This window comes from Variovorax sp. GW821-FHT09D07, assembly GCF_059416345.1.
Map to the genome: position 1 here is coordinate 567,107 of NZ_JBWKOY010000004.1, position 13,701 is coordinate 580,807.

General features: G+C 70.1%; 11 protein-coding genes. All 11 read left to right on the plus strand.

Going from position 1 to position 13,701, the window contains the following annotated elements:
* The first annotated feature begins 3 nt into the window (after positions 1 to 3).
* The 11 genes from AC07OX_RS18300 to AC07OX_RS18350 all read left to right on the plus strand — a co-directional run bounded on the left by AC07OX_RS18300 (position 4) and on the right by AC07OX_RS18350 (position 13,652).
* The gene (locus tag AC07OX_RS18300) at positions 4 to 1,629 is read left to right on the plus strand and encodes an AMP-binding protein (RefSeq protein WP_495260962.1); all 1,626 of its coding nucleotides are present in this window, start codon (positions 4 to 6) and stop codon (positions 1,627 to 1,629) included.
* Positions 1,626 to 2,798 (plus strand): thiolase family protein, encoded by a 1,173-nt coding sequence (locus tag AC07OX_RS18305; RefSeq protein WP_159275707.1) that lies wholly within the window; start codon positions 1,626 to 1,628, stop codon positions 2,796 to 2,798. The genes AC07OX_RS18300 and AC07OX_RS18305 overlap by 4 nt, the downstream gene beginning before the upstream one ends.
* The gene (locus AC07OX_RS18310) at positions 2,795 to 4,048 is read left to right on the plus strand and encodes an SDR family NAD(P)-dependent oxidoreductase (protein ID WP_369646150.1); all 1,254 of its coding nucleotides are present in this window, start codon (positions 2,795 to 2,797) and stop codon (positions 4,046 to 4,048) included. Before AC07OX_RS18305 ends, AC07OX_RS18310 begins: the two co-directional genes overlap by 4 nt.
* A gap of 16 nt (positions 4,049 to 4,064) precedes the next feature.
* Complete coding sequence (locus AC07OX_RS18315; protein ID WP_056571816.1) at positions 4,065 to 4,880, plus strand: cyclase family protein; 816 nt, start codon at positions 4,065 to 4,067, stop codon at positions 4,878 to 4,880.
* Positions 4,877 to 5,611 (plus strand): SDR family NAD(P)-dependent oxidoreductase, encoded by a 735-nt coding sequence (locus tag AC07OX_RS18320; RefSeq protein ID WP_159275709.1) that lies wholly within the window; start codon positions 4,877 to 4,879, stop codon positions 5,609 to 5,611. The genes AC07OX_RS18315 and AC07OX_RS18320 overlap by 4 nt, the downstream gene beginning before the upstream one ends.
* A 61-nt stretch (positions 5,612 to 5,672) precedes the next feature.
* The gene (locus AC07OX_RS18325) at positions 5,673 to 6,839 is read left to right on the plus strand and encodes an ABC transporter substrate-binding protein (protein ID WP_062474998.1); all 1,167 of its coding nucleotides are present in this window, start codon (positions 5,673 to 5,675) and stop codon (positions 6,837 to 6,839) included.
* Between the two features lie 37 nt (positions 6,840 to 6,876).
* The gene (locus AC07OX_RS18330; protein ID WP_495260961.1) at positions 6,877 to 9,342 is read left to right on the plus strand and encodes a penicillin acylase family protein; all 2,466 of its coding nucleotides are present in this window, start codon (positions 6,877 to 6,879) and stop codon (positions 9,340 to 9,342) included.
* Between the two features lie 43 nt (positions 9,343 to 9,385).
* On the plus strand, positions 9,386 to 10,528 hold the full coding sequence (locus AC07OX_RS18335; protein WP_159273269.1) for an ABC transporter substrate-binding protein: 1,143 nt from the start codon (positions 9,386 to 9,388) through the stop codon (positions 10,526 to 10,528).
* A gap of 140 nt (positions 10,529 to 10,668) precedes the next feature.
* A complete protein-coding gene (locus AC07OX_RS18340; RefSeq protein ID WP_495260960.1) occupies positions 10,669 to 11,988 on the plus strand; it encodes an aromatic ring-hydroxylating dioxygenase subunit alpha in 1,320 nt (439 codons plus the stop codon).
* Positions 11,985 to 12,449 carry an aromatic-ring-hydroxylating dioxygenase subunit beta gene (locus AC07OX_RS18345; protein WP_495260959.1) on the plus strand — a complete coding sequence of 155 codons (465 nt, stop codon included), beginning with the start codon at positions 11,985 to 11,987 and terminating at the stop codon, positions 12,447 to 12,449. The genes AC07OX_RS18340 and AC07OX_RS18345 overlap by 4 nt, the downstream gene beginning before the upstream one ends.
* A gap of 39 nt (positions 12,450 to 12,488) precedes the next feature.
* The gene (locus tag AC07OX_RS18350; protein ID WP_070062348.1) at positions 12,489 to 13,652 is read left to right on the plus strand and encodes an ABC transporter substrate-binding protein; all 1,164 of its coding nucleotides are present in this window, start codon (positions 12,489 to 12,491) and stop codon (positions 13,650 to 13,652) included.
* Positions 13,653 to 13,701: the final 49 nt, after the last annotated feature.

Below are 13,701 nucleotides of genomic sequence, written 5' to 3' on the forward strand. Positions count from 1 at the left end.
GCGATGACCCACGCCACCGTCCACCAGGTGTTCGCCGCCACGGCCGCGCGCACACCGCGGGCTGAATTCCTCTTCACCGAATCGGTGACCGCCGCCGCCTACGGCATCGCCGCCGGCGCCATCCGCTGGGGCGAAGCCGCCGCAGAAATCGAGCGGCTGCGCAGCGCCTACGCGCAGGCCGGCTACGGCCACGGCCACCGCGTCGGCCTGCTGCTGGAGAACCGGCCCGCCTTCATCTTCCACTGGCTCGCGCTGAACGCGCTGGGCGCGAGCGTGGTGCCGATCAACGCCGAGATGCGCTCGGCCGAGCTGGTCTACCTCATCGGCCACAGCGAGATCGGCCTGGCCGTCACGCTGCCCGAGCGCGCCGCCGACCTGCAGGCTGCCGCCGCGCAGGCCGGCGTGGCCTTCGAGACCATGGGCCCCGACGATGCCGTGCCGCCCGCGAAGACCGCCGCGCCGCGCGCCGGCGAGCCCGTGGGCACCGACACCGAATGCGGCCTGCTCTACACCTCGGGCACCACGGGCCGGCCCAAGGGCTGCATCCTGAGCAACGCGTACTTCCTGCGCGCCGGCGAGTGGTATGCCGCGCTCGACGGCGTGTGCAGCATCCGCCCCGACGCCGAGCGCGTGATCACGCCGCTGCCACTCAACCACATGAACGCGATGGCGTTCTCGACCATGGTGGTGCTCATTGCCGGTGGCTGCCTCGTGCAGCTCGACCGCTTCCATCCGAAGAGCTGGCTGGCCAGCGCGAAGGAAAGCGGCGCGACCATCGTCCACTACCTGGGCGTGATGCCCGCGATGCTGCTGTCGGCCCCCGCGTCGGCGGCCGACCGCGACCACGCGATCCGCTGGGGCTTCGGCGCCGGTGTCGACCGCAAGAACCACGCGCCCTTCGAGGAACGCTTCGGCTTCCCGCTGGTCGAGGCCTGGGCCATGACCGAGACCGGCGCGGCCGCCTGCATCATGGCCAACCGCGAGCCGCGCCTCGTGGGCACCAGCTGCTTCGGGCGGCAGGAAGACTTCGTCGAGATCCGCCTCATGGGCGAGGACGGCAGCGACGTGGGCACCGACATGCCCGGCGAACTGCTGGTGCGCTCGGCCGGCGCCGACCCGCGCCGCTACTTCTTCTCCGGCTACCTGAAGGACGAAGAGGCCACGCGCGAGGCCTGGGCCGACGGCTGGTTCCACACCGGCGACCTCGTGCGCCGCGACGCCGACGGCAACTTCTTCTTCGTCGACCGCAAGAAGAACGTGATCCGCCGCAGCGGCGAGAACATCTCGGCCGTCGAGGTCGAGAGCGTGCTCAACCAGCACCCGGCCGTGAAGACCTCGGCCGTGGCCGCCACGCCCGATGCGGTGCGCGGCGACGAGGTGCTGGCCTGCATCGTGCTGCGCGACGGCAGCGATGCGTCGCAGCGCGCGGCGGTCGCGGCCAGCATCGTCCAGCACGCGCTCGCGCAGCTGGCGTACTACAAGGCGCCCGGCTACGTGGCCTTCGTCGACGCGTTGCCGCTCACGCCCTCGCAGAAGATCCAGCGCGGCCAGCTGCGCGAGATGGCGCAGTCGCTGCCGGGCCAGGGCCATTGCATCGACACGCGCTCCATGAAAAAGAGGCAGGCATGACCAAGCGACGGCTCTCTTATGAAGGCGTCGCGGTCGCGGTGCCCGTCACCGTGCCCTACGTGCGCTACTCCACGCGCACCGCGCACTGGTTCGTCGGCCAGGCCATCGACGCGCTGGTGCAGGCCAGCGGCGTGGCCAAGGAACAGATCGACGGCCTGTGCCTGAGCAGCTTCTCGCTCTCGCCCGACACGGCCGTGGGCGTCACGCAGCACCTGGGCCTGTCGCCGCGCTGGCTCGACCACATGCCCACCGGCGGTGCTTCGGGCGTGATGTGCCTGCGCCGCGCGGCGCGCGCGGTGCAGGCGGGCGATGCCGACATCGTCGCCTGCGTGGGCGCCGACACCAACCACGTCGACTCCTTCCGCCAGACGCTGGGCAGCTTCAGCAACTTCGCGCGCGACGCCAGCTACCCCTACGGCTCGGGCGGCCCGAACTCGATCTTCGCGTTCATCACCGCCAACTACATGCGCACCTACGGTGCCACGCGCGAAGACTTCGGCCGTATCTGCGTCGACCAGCGCACCAACGCGCTGGGCAACCCCAACGCCATGTTCAAGAAGGGCCTCACGCTCGACGAGTACATGGCCGCACGGCCCATCTCCGACCCGATCCACCTGTTCGACTGCGTGATGCCCTGCGCCGGCGCCGACGCCTTCCTCGTGATGAGCGAGGAGCGCGCGCGCGACCTGGGCCTGGCGCACGTCGTGATCCGCGGCGCCATCGAGCGCCACAACGCCTACGCCGAAGACCCGGTGATGGTGCAGGGCGGCTGGCGCAAGGACCGCGACGACCTCTACGCACAGGCCGGCGTGCAGCCCGCCGCGCTCGACTTCGTGCAGACCTACGACGACTACCCCGTCATCGTGATGATGCAGTTCGAAGACCTGGGGTTCTGCGAGAAGGGCGAGGGCTCGGCCTTCGTGCAGGCCAACACCATGACCTTCGACGGCAGCTTTCCGAACAACACCAGCGGCGGCCAGCTCTCGGCCGGGCAGGCCGGTGCGGCGGGCGGCTTCCTCGGCATGGTCGAGGCGATCCGCCAGCTGACCGACCAGGCCGGCGCGCGCGCCGTGCCCAACGCCCAGCTGGGCCTCGTCGCCGGCTTCGGCATGGTGACCTACGACCGCTGCCTCTGTACAGGCGCGGTCATCCTGGGGAGACCCGCATGACGATGCCGATGATGCGCCCCCCGCGCAAGAACCCGGTGCTGCGCACCCGGCAGATGAACCTGCCGCCCGGCGCGCGCGGCCGTGTCGCGCTCGGCCTCACGGCCGCCGCCGCCGAAGGCCGCTTCGAGCTGCAGACCTGCGAGGACTGCGGCACCGTGCAGTACCCGCCGCGCGAGGTCTGCCACAAGTGCCTGTCGGCGGCGCTGCGCTGGCGCCAGCAGAGCGGCGAGGGCGCGCTGCTCGGCAGCACCACGCTGCACCACAGCAACGACCTGTTCTTTCGCGAGCGGCTGCCCTGGCGGCTGGGCCTGGTGCACCTGGATGCCGGCCCCACGCTCATGGTTCATCTGCACGGCGAGGTCGGCGATGCGCCCACGCGCGTGCGTGTCGGCGCCCGGCTCGACCGCGCCGGCCAGGCCGTCCTCATTGCTTTTCCGACTGAAGGGAGTCCTCACATGGCCGACGACAAGATGCTGCGCGAAATGACCAGCGACCCCAAGTTCCGCAAGGTGCTGGTGACCGACGGCAAGACCGAGACGGGCCAGGCCCTCGTGCGTGCGCTGGTGAAGGCCGGTGCCGACATCGTCTGGGTCGGCCATGCCGAGCCGTGGAAGAAGATGGGCGACGGGCTCGATGACATCTCGGCCCTGCCGCAGGTCACGCTCGTGCCGCTGGACCTCACCAACGGCCGCCAGGTGACCGAGCTGGCCGGCTCCATCGGCGGCAAGGTCGACATCGTGATCAACAACGCCGAGGTGCACCGCACCTTCGGCATCGGCGCGCGCCGCGGCACCGACGTGGCCAAGGCCGAAATGGACATCAACTACTTCGGCCTGCTGCGCCTGGCGCAGGAGTTCGGCCCCGCGCTCAAGGGCCGCTCGGCCGACGGCGCCACGGGCGCGACGGCATGGGTCAACCTGCTGTCGATCTATGCGCTGAGCAACTTCCCGCCGCACGGCACCTTCAGCGCCTCGAAGGCCGCGGCGCATTCGCTGGCGCAGTGCCTGCGTGCCGAGATGCGGCCCGCCGGCATCCGCGTGATCAACGTGTTCCCCGGCCCCATCGACGACGAATGGAACCAGCACACGCCGCCGCCCAAGCTGGCGCCCACCGCGCTGGCCAACGCCATCGTGAAGGCGCTGCGCGACGGCGTGGAAGACGTGTACCCGGGCGACGTGGCGCAGGAGTGGCTGGAGCGCTGGCGCGACAACCCGAAGGTGCTCGAACGCGAACTCGCGGCGGGCGGCTGAGCAGAGGAATCACACGATGACCACGACCACCAACGAACTGATGTCCGCCGCCGAAGTCCTCGGCAGCCTCGTGACCGCCATGGCCAGCGGCCGCATCCGCGTGATCGACCTCACGCAGACGCTCACGCCCGAGTTTCCGCAGATCGCGCTGCCGCCCGAGATGGGCCAGTGCTGGCCCTTCCGCATCGAAGAGGTGTCGAAGTACGACGAGCGCGGACCGGGCTGGTACTGGAACAACTTCTCCTGCGGCGAGCACACCGGCACGCACTTCGACGCGCCGATCCACTGGATCTCGGGCCGCGACCTGCCGAACAACTCGGTCGACACCATCCCCGTGCAGCACTTCGTGGCGCCGGCCTGCGTGATCGACTGCTCGCCGCAGGTGAAGGACGACCCCGACTACCTGCTGACGCTCGAAGACATCGAGGCCTACGAGGCCGCGCACGGCCGCATCCCCAAGGGCGCGTGGGTGCTCATGCGCACCGACTGGTCCAAGCGCACCGACCCCGAGGCCTACCAGAACTTCGACGAGACCGGCCAGCACACGCCCGGCCCGAGCACCGAGGCCGTGCGCTTCCTGGTCGAGCAGCGCGACGTGCTGGGCTTCGGCTCCGAAGCCATCGGCACCGACGCGGGACAGGGCTACCACCTGCGTCCGCCGTACCCCTGCCACTACTACATGCACGGCGCGGGCCGCTACGGCCTGCAATGCCTGAGCAACCTCGACCTGCTGCCGCCGTCGGGCGCGGTGCTGATCTGCCCGCCGCTGAAGATCGAGAAGGGCAGCGGCAGCCCGCTGCGCGTGCTGGCCCTGGTGGGAGCCACGGCATGAGCGCCGCCGCCCCCAAGGTCGCGGCCGTCACCGGCGGCAGCGCCGGCATCGGCAAGGCCATCTGCGAAGACCTGCTCGCGCAAGGCTACGAGGTGGTTTCGCTCGCGCGCCGCAAGGCCGAGATCGACCACCCGAAGATGCACAGCCTCGAGGTCGACCTGGCCGACCGCGCCGCCACCGGCCAGGCCGTGCGCGAACTCGTCGAGCGCTTCGCACCGACCACTCTCGTCCACAACGCCGGCGTGATCCGCGCCGCGCTGCTGCCCGACGTGAAGCTCGACGACCTCGACGCATTGGTCGACCTGCACCTGGGCTGCGCCATCCAGCTCGTGCAGGGCGCACTGCCCGCGATGCGTGCGCAGCGCTTCGGCCGCGTGGTGCTGCTGTCGTCGCGCGCCGCGCTGGGCCTGGCCACGCGCACCAGCTACTCGGCCACCAAGGCCGGCATGTTGGGCATGGCGCGCACCTGGGCGCTGGAGCTCGCGGCCGACGGCATCACGGTGAACGTGGTGGCGCCGGGCCCGATCCGCACCGACATGTTCTATGACGTGGTCGAGGCCGGCAGCGAGAAGGAGCGCGCGCTCGCGGCCTCGGTGCCCGTCAAGCGCCTGGGCGAATCGGCCGACGTGGCACGCGCCGTGCGTTTCTTCGCTGCGCCCGAGAACAGTTTCGTCACCGGCCAGGTGCTGTATGTCTGCGGCGGCACCAGCGTCGGCAGCCTGGCCCTCTAGTTTCATTTCAGCGTCCGTTTCGTTCCGTTCCATTCAAAAACATCACCTCTGGAGCATCGCCATGAAAGTCCTGAACCGAATTCGCACCCTCGCGGCCGTGGCCGCGGGCCTCGGCGCGCTGAGCGCCGCCAGCGCGTGGGCCGCCGATCTCAAGGTCGGCTTCATCACCTCGCTGTCGGGGCCGGTGTCGTCGCTGGGCATTCCGTACGAAAAGGGCATGAAGGCCGCGCTCGCCTACAAGGCCGACCTGGGCGGTCGCAAGATCCAGCTGGTGCAGCTCGACGATGCCTCCGACCCGACCACGGCCGCGCGCAACGCACGCAAGATGATCGACGAGGACAAGGTCGACGTGATCATCGGCACGGCCGGTTCGCCCGGCGCGCTGGCCATTGCCGGCGTGGCGCGCGAAACCAAGACGCCGCTGATCTCCATCGCCAACGCCAACCTGCCGGGCGAGGAGGGCGCGTGGATGGTCACGCTGCCGCAGCCCGCACCGCTCATGGTGAGCGCGGTGGTCGAGCGCATGAAGAAGTCGGGCGTGAAGACGGTGGGCTACATCGGTTTCTCCGACGCCTGGGGCGACCTGGTGTACGGCGCGCTGCAAAAGAGCGCCGAGCCGGCCGGCATCAAGATCGTGTCGAACGAGCGCTATGCGCGCGGCGACGCCTCGGTGACCGGGCAGGTGCTCAAGATCGTGGCGCTGCGCCCCGACGCGGTGATCACCGGCACCTCGGGCACGCCGGGCGCGCTGCCCTACCTGGCCCTCTCGGAGCGCGGCTACAAGGGCCAGATCTACGGCATGCACGCGCTCATCAACCCCGACTTCGTGCGCGTGGGCGGTGCCTCGGTCGAAGGCCTGCTGGCCCCCACGGGCCCGGTGATCGTGGCCGAGCAGCTGCCCAACGACAACCCGATCCGCAAGGTGTCGATGGACTTCCGCGCGGCCTACCAGAAAGCCAACGGCGCACCGCCGACCGACGCCTTCTCGGCCTACACCTTCGATGCATGGCTGGTGTACCTGGACGCCGCCCAGCGCGCGCTGGCCACCAAGGCCGAGCCCGGCACGCCGCAGTTCCGCCTGGCGCTGCGCGATGCCATCGTGAGCACCAAGGAGCTGGTGGGCACGCACAGCGTCTACAACTTCAAGCCGACCGAGCGTTACGGCTCGGACGACCGTTCGCGCGTCGTCGTGAAGCTCGAGAAGGGCCAGTGGAAGCTGGTGCCCTGAACGCCCTCGCGTCGATCCGATGAACGCCGCCCACCCCATGCACCCGCTGCTTCGTTCCCTGCGTCGCCGGCGCGCGACCGGCACCGTGCTGTTCGCCGCCGCGTTGCTGGCCGGCTGCGCCGCGACCGCCCCCGGCAATGGCGCGAGCAGCGGTGAAGTCACCATCAAGCGCGACCGCTACGGCGTGCCACACGTCTACGCCAGCGACACGCGCGGCCTGTTCCACGGCTTCGGCTATGCCGTCGCCGAAGACCGGCTCTACCAGCTGGAGATGGCGCGGCGCTCGGGCAACGGCAGCGTGGCCGAGGTGCTGGGGGCCGAGTTCGTCGCGACCGACAAGGCCACGCGCGCCAACATCGATCCGGTGTCGATCCGCCGCCAGATCGATGCGCTGAACACGGACGACCGCGCCATGTTCGAAGGCTACGCCGCGGGCGTCAACGCGCGCATCCGCGACGTGCTGGCCGACCGTGCGAAGTTGATGCCGCGCGAGTTCATCGACAACGGCTTCGAGCCCGCACCCTGGACCGCGGACGACGTGGCCATGGTCTGGATCGGCCTGATCCTCAACCGCTTCTTCGCGGGCACGGCGGAAGTGGCCAACCTCTCGCTGCTCAACCAGCTCAAGGCCGCGCGCGGCGACGCGGCCGGCCTGCAGCTGTATGAGCAGCTGCGCTGGCTCGAAGACCCGACCGCGCCGACCATCGTGCCGCGCGGCAACGCGAACCGGCTGGCAAGCGCCGAGCCCGGCGACGCCGCGCTCGCGCCGGTCTCCGCGCAGGCCGCGGCCGATTTCCGCGCCATGCAGGTCGCCCGCATGGGCCTGGCCGCCACCGAAGGCATGCCGACCGCCAGCAACGCCTGGGTGCTCGGCCCCTCGCGCACCAAGGAAGGCGTGGCCGTCCTGTACAACGGCCCGCAACAGGGCTTCAACAACCCGTCGTTCGTGCACGGCATCGGCCTGCACGGCGCGGGCTACGACCTCACGGGCCTCACGCCCATCGGCCTGCTGCCGGTGCTGTTCGGCACCAACGGCACCATCGCCTGGGGATCGACGGTGGGCTCGCTCGACACCAACGACATCTACCAGGAAGAACTGAACCCGGCCAACCGCCACGAATACAAGTACGACGGCGCTTACCGCCCGATGACCCGTCGCACCGACGTCATCCGCGTGAAGGGCGCCGCGCCGCAGAGCGTGGACATCTACGCCACGGTGCATGGCTTCGTGCAGAGCTGGGACGTGGACAACGCCCGCGCCTACACCGCGCGCAGCACCTGGCAGGGCCGCGAGGTCGAGACCATGCTGGGCTGGGCGCGTGCCGCCCGGGCGCGCGACTGGTCGGGCTTTCTTGCGCAGGGCGAGCGCGTGGCGGCGTCCATCACCTGGTTCTACGCCGACGTGGCGGGCAACATCGGCGCCGTCGGCCTGGGCCGCATGCCGCGCCGCCCGGCCACGCAGGACATCCGCTTTCCCGCACGTGGCGACGGCAGCATGGAGTGGCAGGGCAGCCTGCCGTTCAGCGCCAACCCGCGCGCCTACAACCCCGCGCAGGGCTACCTCGCGAGCTGGAACAACCAGATCGCCGAAGGCTTGCGCGCGGACGGCGCGAACTTCTCGCACGTCGACCGCGTGGCCGAGATCCATGCGCAGCTGCAGGGCGCGGCGAAGCTGGGCGCCGACGAGGTCTGGCGCGTGAGCCAGGGCGCCGCACTGGCCGACCTGAACGCACGCTACTTCGTGCCCCTCATCGTCGACGCGGCCAAGGGTCTGCCGGCCGGCGACCCCGCGCGCCGCGCGGCCGACCTGCTCGCGAACTGGGACCTGAAGAACCGCGTCGCCCCGGGCGGCGAGGTGTACGACAACCGCGCCACCACCGTGCTGCGCGCCTGGCTGGGTGCGATGTCGCGACGCCTGCTGGCCGACGACCTGCCGCCGGCCGTGTTCGCGACCTACGCCAACTTGGGCTACCCCACGCTCACGCCGCGCGGCTCGCCGGGCAGCGCCCAGCCCGCGGCCGTGGCCAAGCTGCTGTGGAACGCACTGAGCGGCCCGGCGTCGGGCGTGCCGCAGCGCCACGACTTCTTCAATGGACAAGACCCGCGCACGATGGTGCGCGCCGCGCTGACCGATGCGGTGGGCGAGCTGCGCACCCGCCTCGGGCCCGACATGGCCGCGTGGACCACGCCCGTGGTGCGGCACCGCTTCTCGCGCATCAACGCCATCGGCGTGCCGTGGGCCGGCGCGGGCGACGAGCCCGAGGTCAGTCCCTACATGAACCGCGGCACGCTCAACTACCGCGTCGTGATGCGCCCGGGCGCGCTCGACATGTGCTCGGTCGCGGCGCCGGGGCAGAGCGGCTTCGTGAGCCCGGCCGGCGTGCGCGACCGCCACTACGCCGACCAGCTGGCGCTGTTCGAGCGCTTCGAATGCAAGCCGGAGCGGCTCACGCCCGCGCAGGTCGACGCCGACCTCGAATCGCGCCGCACCTTGCGCTACTGATCCGTCCCTCGTCCCCATTCCAACCCCCGAAGAGGAAGCTCCCATGAAGAAAATCTCCCGCCTTGGCCTCGCGCTGCTGGCCGCCTTCACCGCCGTCGGTGCGGCCGCGGCAGACCTCAAGATCGGCTTCATCAGCTCGCTCTCGGGGCCGGTCGCGGCGCTGGGCGTGCCCTACGAGAAGGGCATCCGCGCGGCCATCGCCGAGCGGCCCGAGATCGGCGGGCGCAAGGTGCAGCTCATCGTGCTCGACGACGCGTCGGACCCGACCACCGCCGGGCGCAACGCGCGCAAGCTGGTGACGGAAGACAAGGTCGACGTGCTCATCGGCACCTCGGGCGTGCCGGGCGCGATGGCCATCGCCTCGGTGGCGCGCGAGCTCAACACGCCGCTCATCTCGCCCACGCCCGTGACCATCCCGGGCGCGGACGGCGCATGGACCGTCACCGTGTCGCAGCCGTTCCCGCTCATGGTGGCGGGCGTGGTCGAGCGCATGCAGAAGTCGGGCGTGAAGACGGTCGCCTTCATCGGCTTCTCCGACGCGCTGGGCGACCTGGCCTACGACTCGCTCGTGAAGAGCGCCGCCACCGCCGGCATCAAGGTGGTGGCCAACGAGCGCTATGCACGCAGCGATTCCTCGGTGGCCGGGCAGATCCTGAAGATCGTCGCGGCGCGGCCCGACGCGGTGTTCGCCGGCAACTCCGGCACGCCGGGCGCGCTGCCTTACCTGGCATTGGCCGAGCGCGGCTACAAGGGCAAGATCTACGGCACGCACGGCCTCATCAACGCCGACTTCGTGCGCGTGGGCGGCACGGCCATCGACGGCCTGCAGGTGCCCAGCGGCCCCGTGCTGGTGGCCGACCAGCTGCCCGACAGCAACCCGATCAAGAAGGTCGCGATGGGCTTTCGCGCTGCGTACCAGAAGGCGAACGGCGCGGTGCCCACCGATGCCTTCTCGTCGTACACCTACGACGCCTACCTGCTGCTGGCCGACGCGGCCTCGCGCACCAAGGGCGAGCCCGGCACGCCGCAGTACCGCACGGCGCTGCGCGATGCCATCGTGGGCACGAAGGAGCTGGTGGGCACGCACGGCATCTACACCTTCAAGCCCGACGACCGCTACGGCTCGGACCAGCGCGGCGTCGTGATCGTGCAGATGAACAAGGGCCAGTGGAAGCTCGTCCCATGAATTGGCTCGCCCCCAGGCTGCGCGCACTTCGTGTCGCTTCGCCAACCCCCTACCGGGGGCAACACCAGTGGCCCGGCGAAGCCGGTTCCACGGTGTTCCTCGGAGCACGCTGACATAGCTCGAAGCAGGAGCACGCTCACATGACCGCCTACCGCAACCGCCCCGATCTCGTCGCGGCGCTGGTCCGCGACGACCGGGTGCACCGCGACCTGTACCTCAGCGACGAGCTGTTCGCGCTGGAGCAGGAGCGCCTGTTCGCCCGCACCTGGGTCTTCCTGGGCCATGCCAGCCAGGTGCCGGCGGCGGGCGACTTCGTCACGCAGGAGATCGCGGGGCGCCCGCTGCTCATGGTGCGCCAGCCCGACGGCGCGGTGCACGTCATGTACAACCGCTGCGCCCACAAGGGCACGCAGCTGCTGACCGACGAGAGCGGCAACACCGGCCGCTTCTTTCGCTGCCCGTACCACGCGTGGACCTACAAGCTGGACGGCGCGCCGCTGGGCTTGCCGCTGAAGAACGGCTACGAGGGCACGCAGCTCAAGGCCTGCGAGTCGGGGCAGGGGCTGTCGGTGGTGAAGCACGTGAAGGTGTACCGCGACTTCGTGTTCGTGCGGTTGTCGGACACGGGCCCGTCGTTCGAGGACTACTTCGGCGACGTGCTCGGCGCGCTCGACAACATGGTCGACCGCTCGCCCGAGGGCAAGCTCACGGTGGGCGGCGGCGTGCTGCGCAACATCGTCCATTGCAACTGGAAGATGTACCTGGAGAACATCAACGACACGGTGCACCCGATGTCGACGCACGAGTCGGCCACCAAGGCCGCCGAGGCGCTGTGGGAAGGGCATGCGCCCACCGACCCCAAGCCGATGGCGATGGAGCAGATCCTGCCCTTCGGCTCGGGCTACGAGTTCTTCGACCAGATGGGCGGGCGGGTGTTCGCCAACGGCCACAGCGTGCTGGGCGTGAACTTCAGCATCCATTCCAACTACGCGCAGCTGCCCGAGTACGAGGCCGCGATGCAGGCCGCACACGGCGCGCAGCGCGCCGCCGACATCCTGCAGCGCTCGCCGCAGAACTCGGTGCTGTACCCGAGCCTGTCGGTCAAGGGCTCGCCGCAGGCCATCCGCGTGATCCGCCCGCTGGCGGCCGACCGCACGCTCATCGAGGCCTGGAGCTTCCGCGCGGCCGGTGCGCCCGCGCTCTTGTTCGAGCGCGCCATGAGCTACAACCGGCTCGTGTTCTCGCCCATGTCGGTGGTCGCGCACGACGACGTGCACCTGTTCGAGAGCATCCAGAAGGGCCTGCGTGCCGGCGGCAACGAATGGATCAGCCTGCACCGCAACCACGACCCGGCCGAGACACAGCAGGCCACGGTGACCACCAACGGCACCAACGAGCTGCTCATGCGCAATCAGTTCCGCGCCTGGGCCCGGGGCATGACGCCGGAGGTGGCGGCATGAACGACCCGCGCGACTTCATCGCCCACGAGGCGGCCCTGCTCGACGCGCGCCGCTTCGACGACTGGCTGGCCCTGTTCGCCGACGACGGCCACTACTGGGTGCCGCTGCTTGGCGCGGCACAGGCCGATCCGTTCTCGCACAACTCGCTGGCCTACGAAGACCGGCTGCTGCTGCAGCTGCGCGTGGAGCGCCTGAAGAACCCGCGCGCGCATTCGCAGCACCCGGCCAGCCACAGCCAGCACGTGCTGCAGCCCTCGCGCATCGAGGAAGAGGGCGCCGACGACGTGCGCCTGCGCACGCCCTTCCTCTACATCGAGGCGCGCGGCGACGACCAGATCCTGCTGAGCGGTACCGCCCGCCACCACCTCGTCCGCACCCCCACGGGCTGGTCCATCCGCGAGAAGCGCATCGACCTGCTCAATGCCACGCGCGCGTTGCCCGCGATCCAGTTGTTCATCTGAGTTTCTGTTCCTTCCATCCTTCCTCACTGGAGCTACGACATGAAGAACCTGATGCAGACCTTGACGCGCGGTGCCCTCGCCGCGGCGCTGACCGCCTGTGGTGTGGCGAGCGCACTGGCGGCCGACCTCAAGGTCGGTCTCAGCGTGTCGCTGTCGGGGCCCAACTCCTCGCTGGGCGTGCCGTACGCCAAGGGCATGCAGGCCGCGCTGGCCTACAAGGGCGAGGTCAATGGCCGCAAGATCCAGCTCGTGGTGCTGGACGACGGCTCCGACCCGACCACGGCCGGGCGCAACGCGCGCAAGCTCATCGAGGACGAAAAGGTCGACGTGCTCATGGGCACCTCGGGCGTGCCGTCGGCCATCGCGATGGCGCAGGTGGGCAAGGAGGCCAAGACGCCGATGATCGGCCTCACGCCCATCCTGCTCGACCCCAACGAGAACCCGTGGGTCATGACCGTGGCGCAGCCCACGCAACTCATGATCGATGCGGTGGTCGAGCGCATGAAGCGCAACAACGTCAAGACGGTGGGCTACATCGGCTTCTCCGACGCCTGGGGCGACCTGGTGTACGAGGCCCTCATGAAGGCCGCGCCGGGCGCCGGCATCAAGGTGGTGAGCAACGAGCGCTACGCACGCGCCGATGCCTCGGTGACCGGCCAGGTGCTGAAGATCGTGGCGCTGCGCCCCGACGCGGTGATGACCGGCGGCGCCGGCACGCCGGGCGCGCTGCCGTTCCTGGCGCTGCAGGAGCGCGGCTTCAAGGGCGGCGTGTACGGCCAGCATGGCCTGATCAACCCCGACTTCGTGCGCGTGGTCGGCGCGGCCGGTCAGAACGCGCTCATGCCCACGGGCCCGGTGATCGTGGCCGAGCAGCTGCCGGCCGACTACCCGACCAAGAAGATCGCGACCGACTTCCGCGCCGTGTTCCAGAAGGTCAACAACGCACCCACGAGCGACGCCTTCTCGGCCTACTCGTTCGACGGCTGGCTGGTGTTCGCCGACGCCGCCTCGCGCGCCATGAAGAAGGCCGAGCCGGGCACGCCCGAGTTCCGCGTGGCGCTGCGCGACGCGATCTTCAGCACCAAGGAGGTGGTCGGCACGCACGGCGTCTACACCTTCAAGCCCGGCAGCCTGTACGGCGTGGACGAGCGCGCCCGCGTGATCGTCAAGCTCGACAACGGCCAATGGAAGCTCGCCCCTTGAATCTCCTGTTTCCCTTCACGACAACGACAACGATGACTCCGACTGAGGT

What these genes read in the sequence shown, in the direction of transcription:
- AC07OX_RS18335 (WP_159273269.1), top strand. Translation starts at nt 9,386, where the DNA reads ATGAAGAAAATCTCCCGCCTTGGCCTCGCGCTGCTGGCCGCCTTCACC.
- AC07OX_RS18315 (WP_056571816.1), top strand. Translation starts at nt 4,065, where the DNA reads ATGACCACGACCACCAACGAACTGATGTCCGCCGCCGAAGTCCTCGGC.
- AC07OX_RS18305 (WP_159275707.1), top strand. Translation starts at nt 1,626, where the DNA reads ATGACCAAGCGACGGCTCTCTTATGAAGGCGTCGCGGTCGCGGTGCCC.
- AC07OX_RS18345 (WP_495260959.1), top strand. Translation starts at nt 11,985, where the DNA reads ATGAACGACCCGCGCGACTTCATCGCCCACGAGGCGGCCCTGCTCGAC.
- AC07OX_RS18300 (WP_495260962.1), top strand. Translation starts at nt 4, where the DNA reads ATGACCCACGCCACCGTCCACCAGGTGTTCGCCGCCACGGCCGCGCGC.
- AC07OX_RS18330 (WP_495260961.1), top strand. Translation starts at nt 6,877, where the DNA reads ATGCACCCGCTGCTTCGTTCCCTGCGTCGCCGGCGCGCGACCGGCACC.
- AC07OX_RS18310 (WP_369646150.1), top strand. Translation starts at nt 2,795, where the DNA reads ATGACGATGCCGATGATGCGCCCCCCGCGCAAGAACCCGGTGCTGCGC.
- AC07OX_RS18325 (WP_062474998.1), top strand. Translation starts at nt 5,673, where the DNA reads ATGAAAGTCCTGAACCGAATTCGCACCCTCGCGGCCGTGGCCGCGGGC.
- AC07OX_RS18320 (WP_159275709.1), top strand. Translation starts at nt 4,877, where the DNA reads ATGAGCGCCGCCGCCCCCAAGGTCGCGGCCGTCACCGGCGGCAGCGCC.
- AC07OX_RS18350 (WP_070062348.1), top strand. Translation starts at nt 12,489, where the DNA reads ATGAAGAACCTGATGCAGACCTTGACGCGCGGTGCCCTCGCCGCGGCG.
- AC07OX_RS18340 (WP_495260960.1), top strand. Translation starts at nt 10,669, where the DNA reads ATGACCGCCTACCGCAACCGCCCCGATCTCGTCGCGGCGCTGGTCCGC.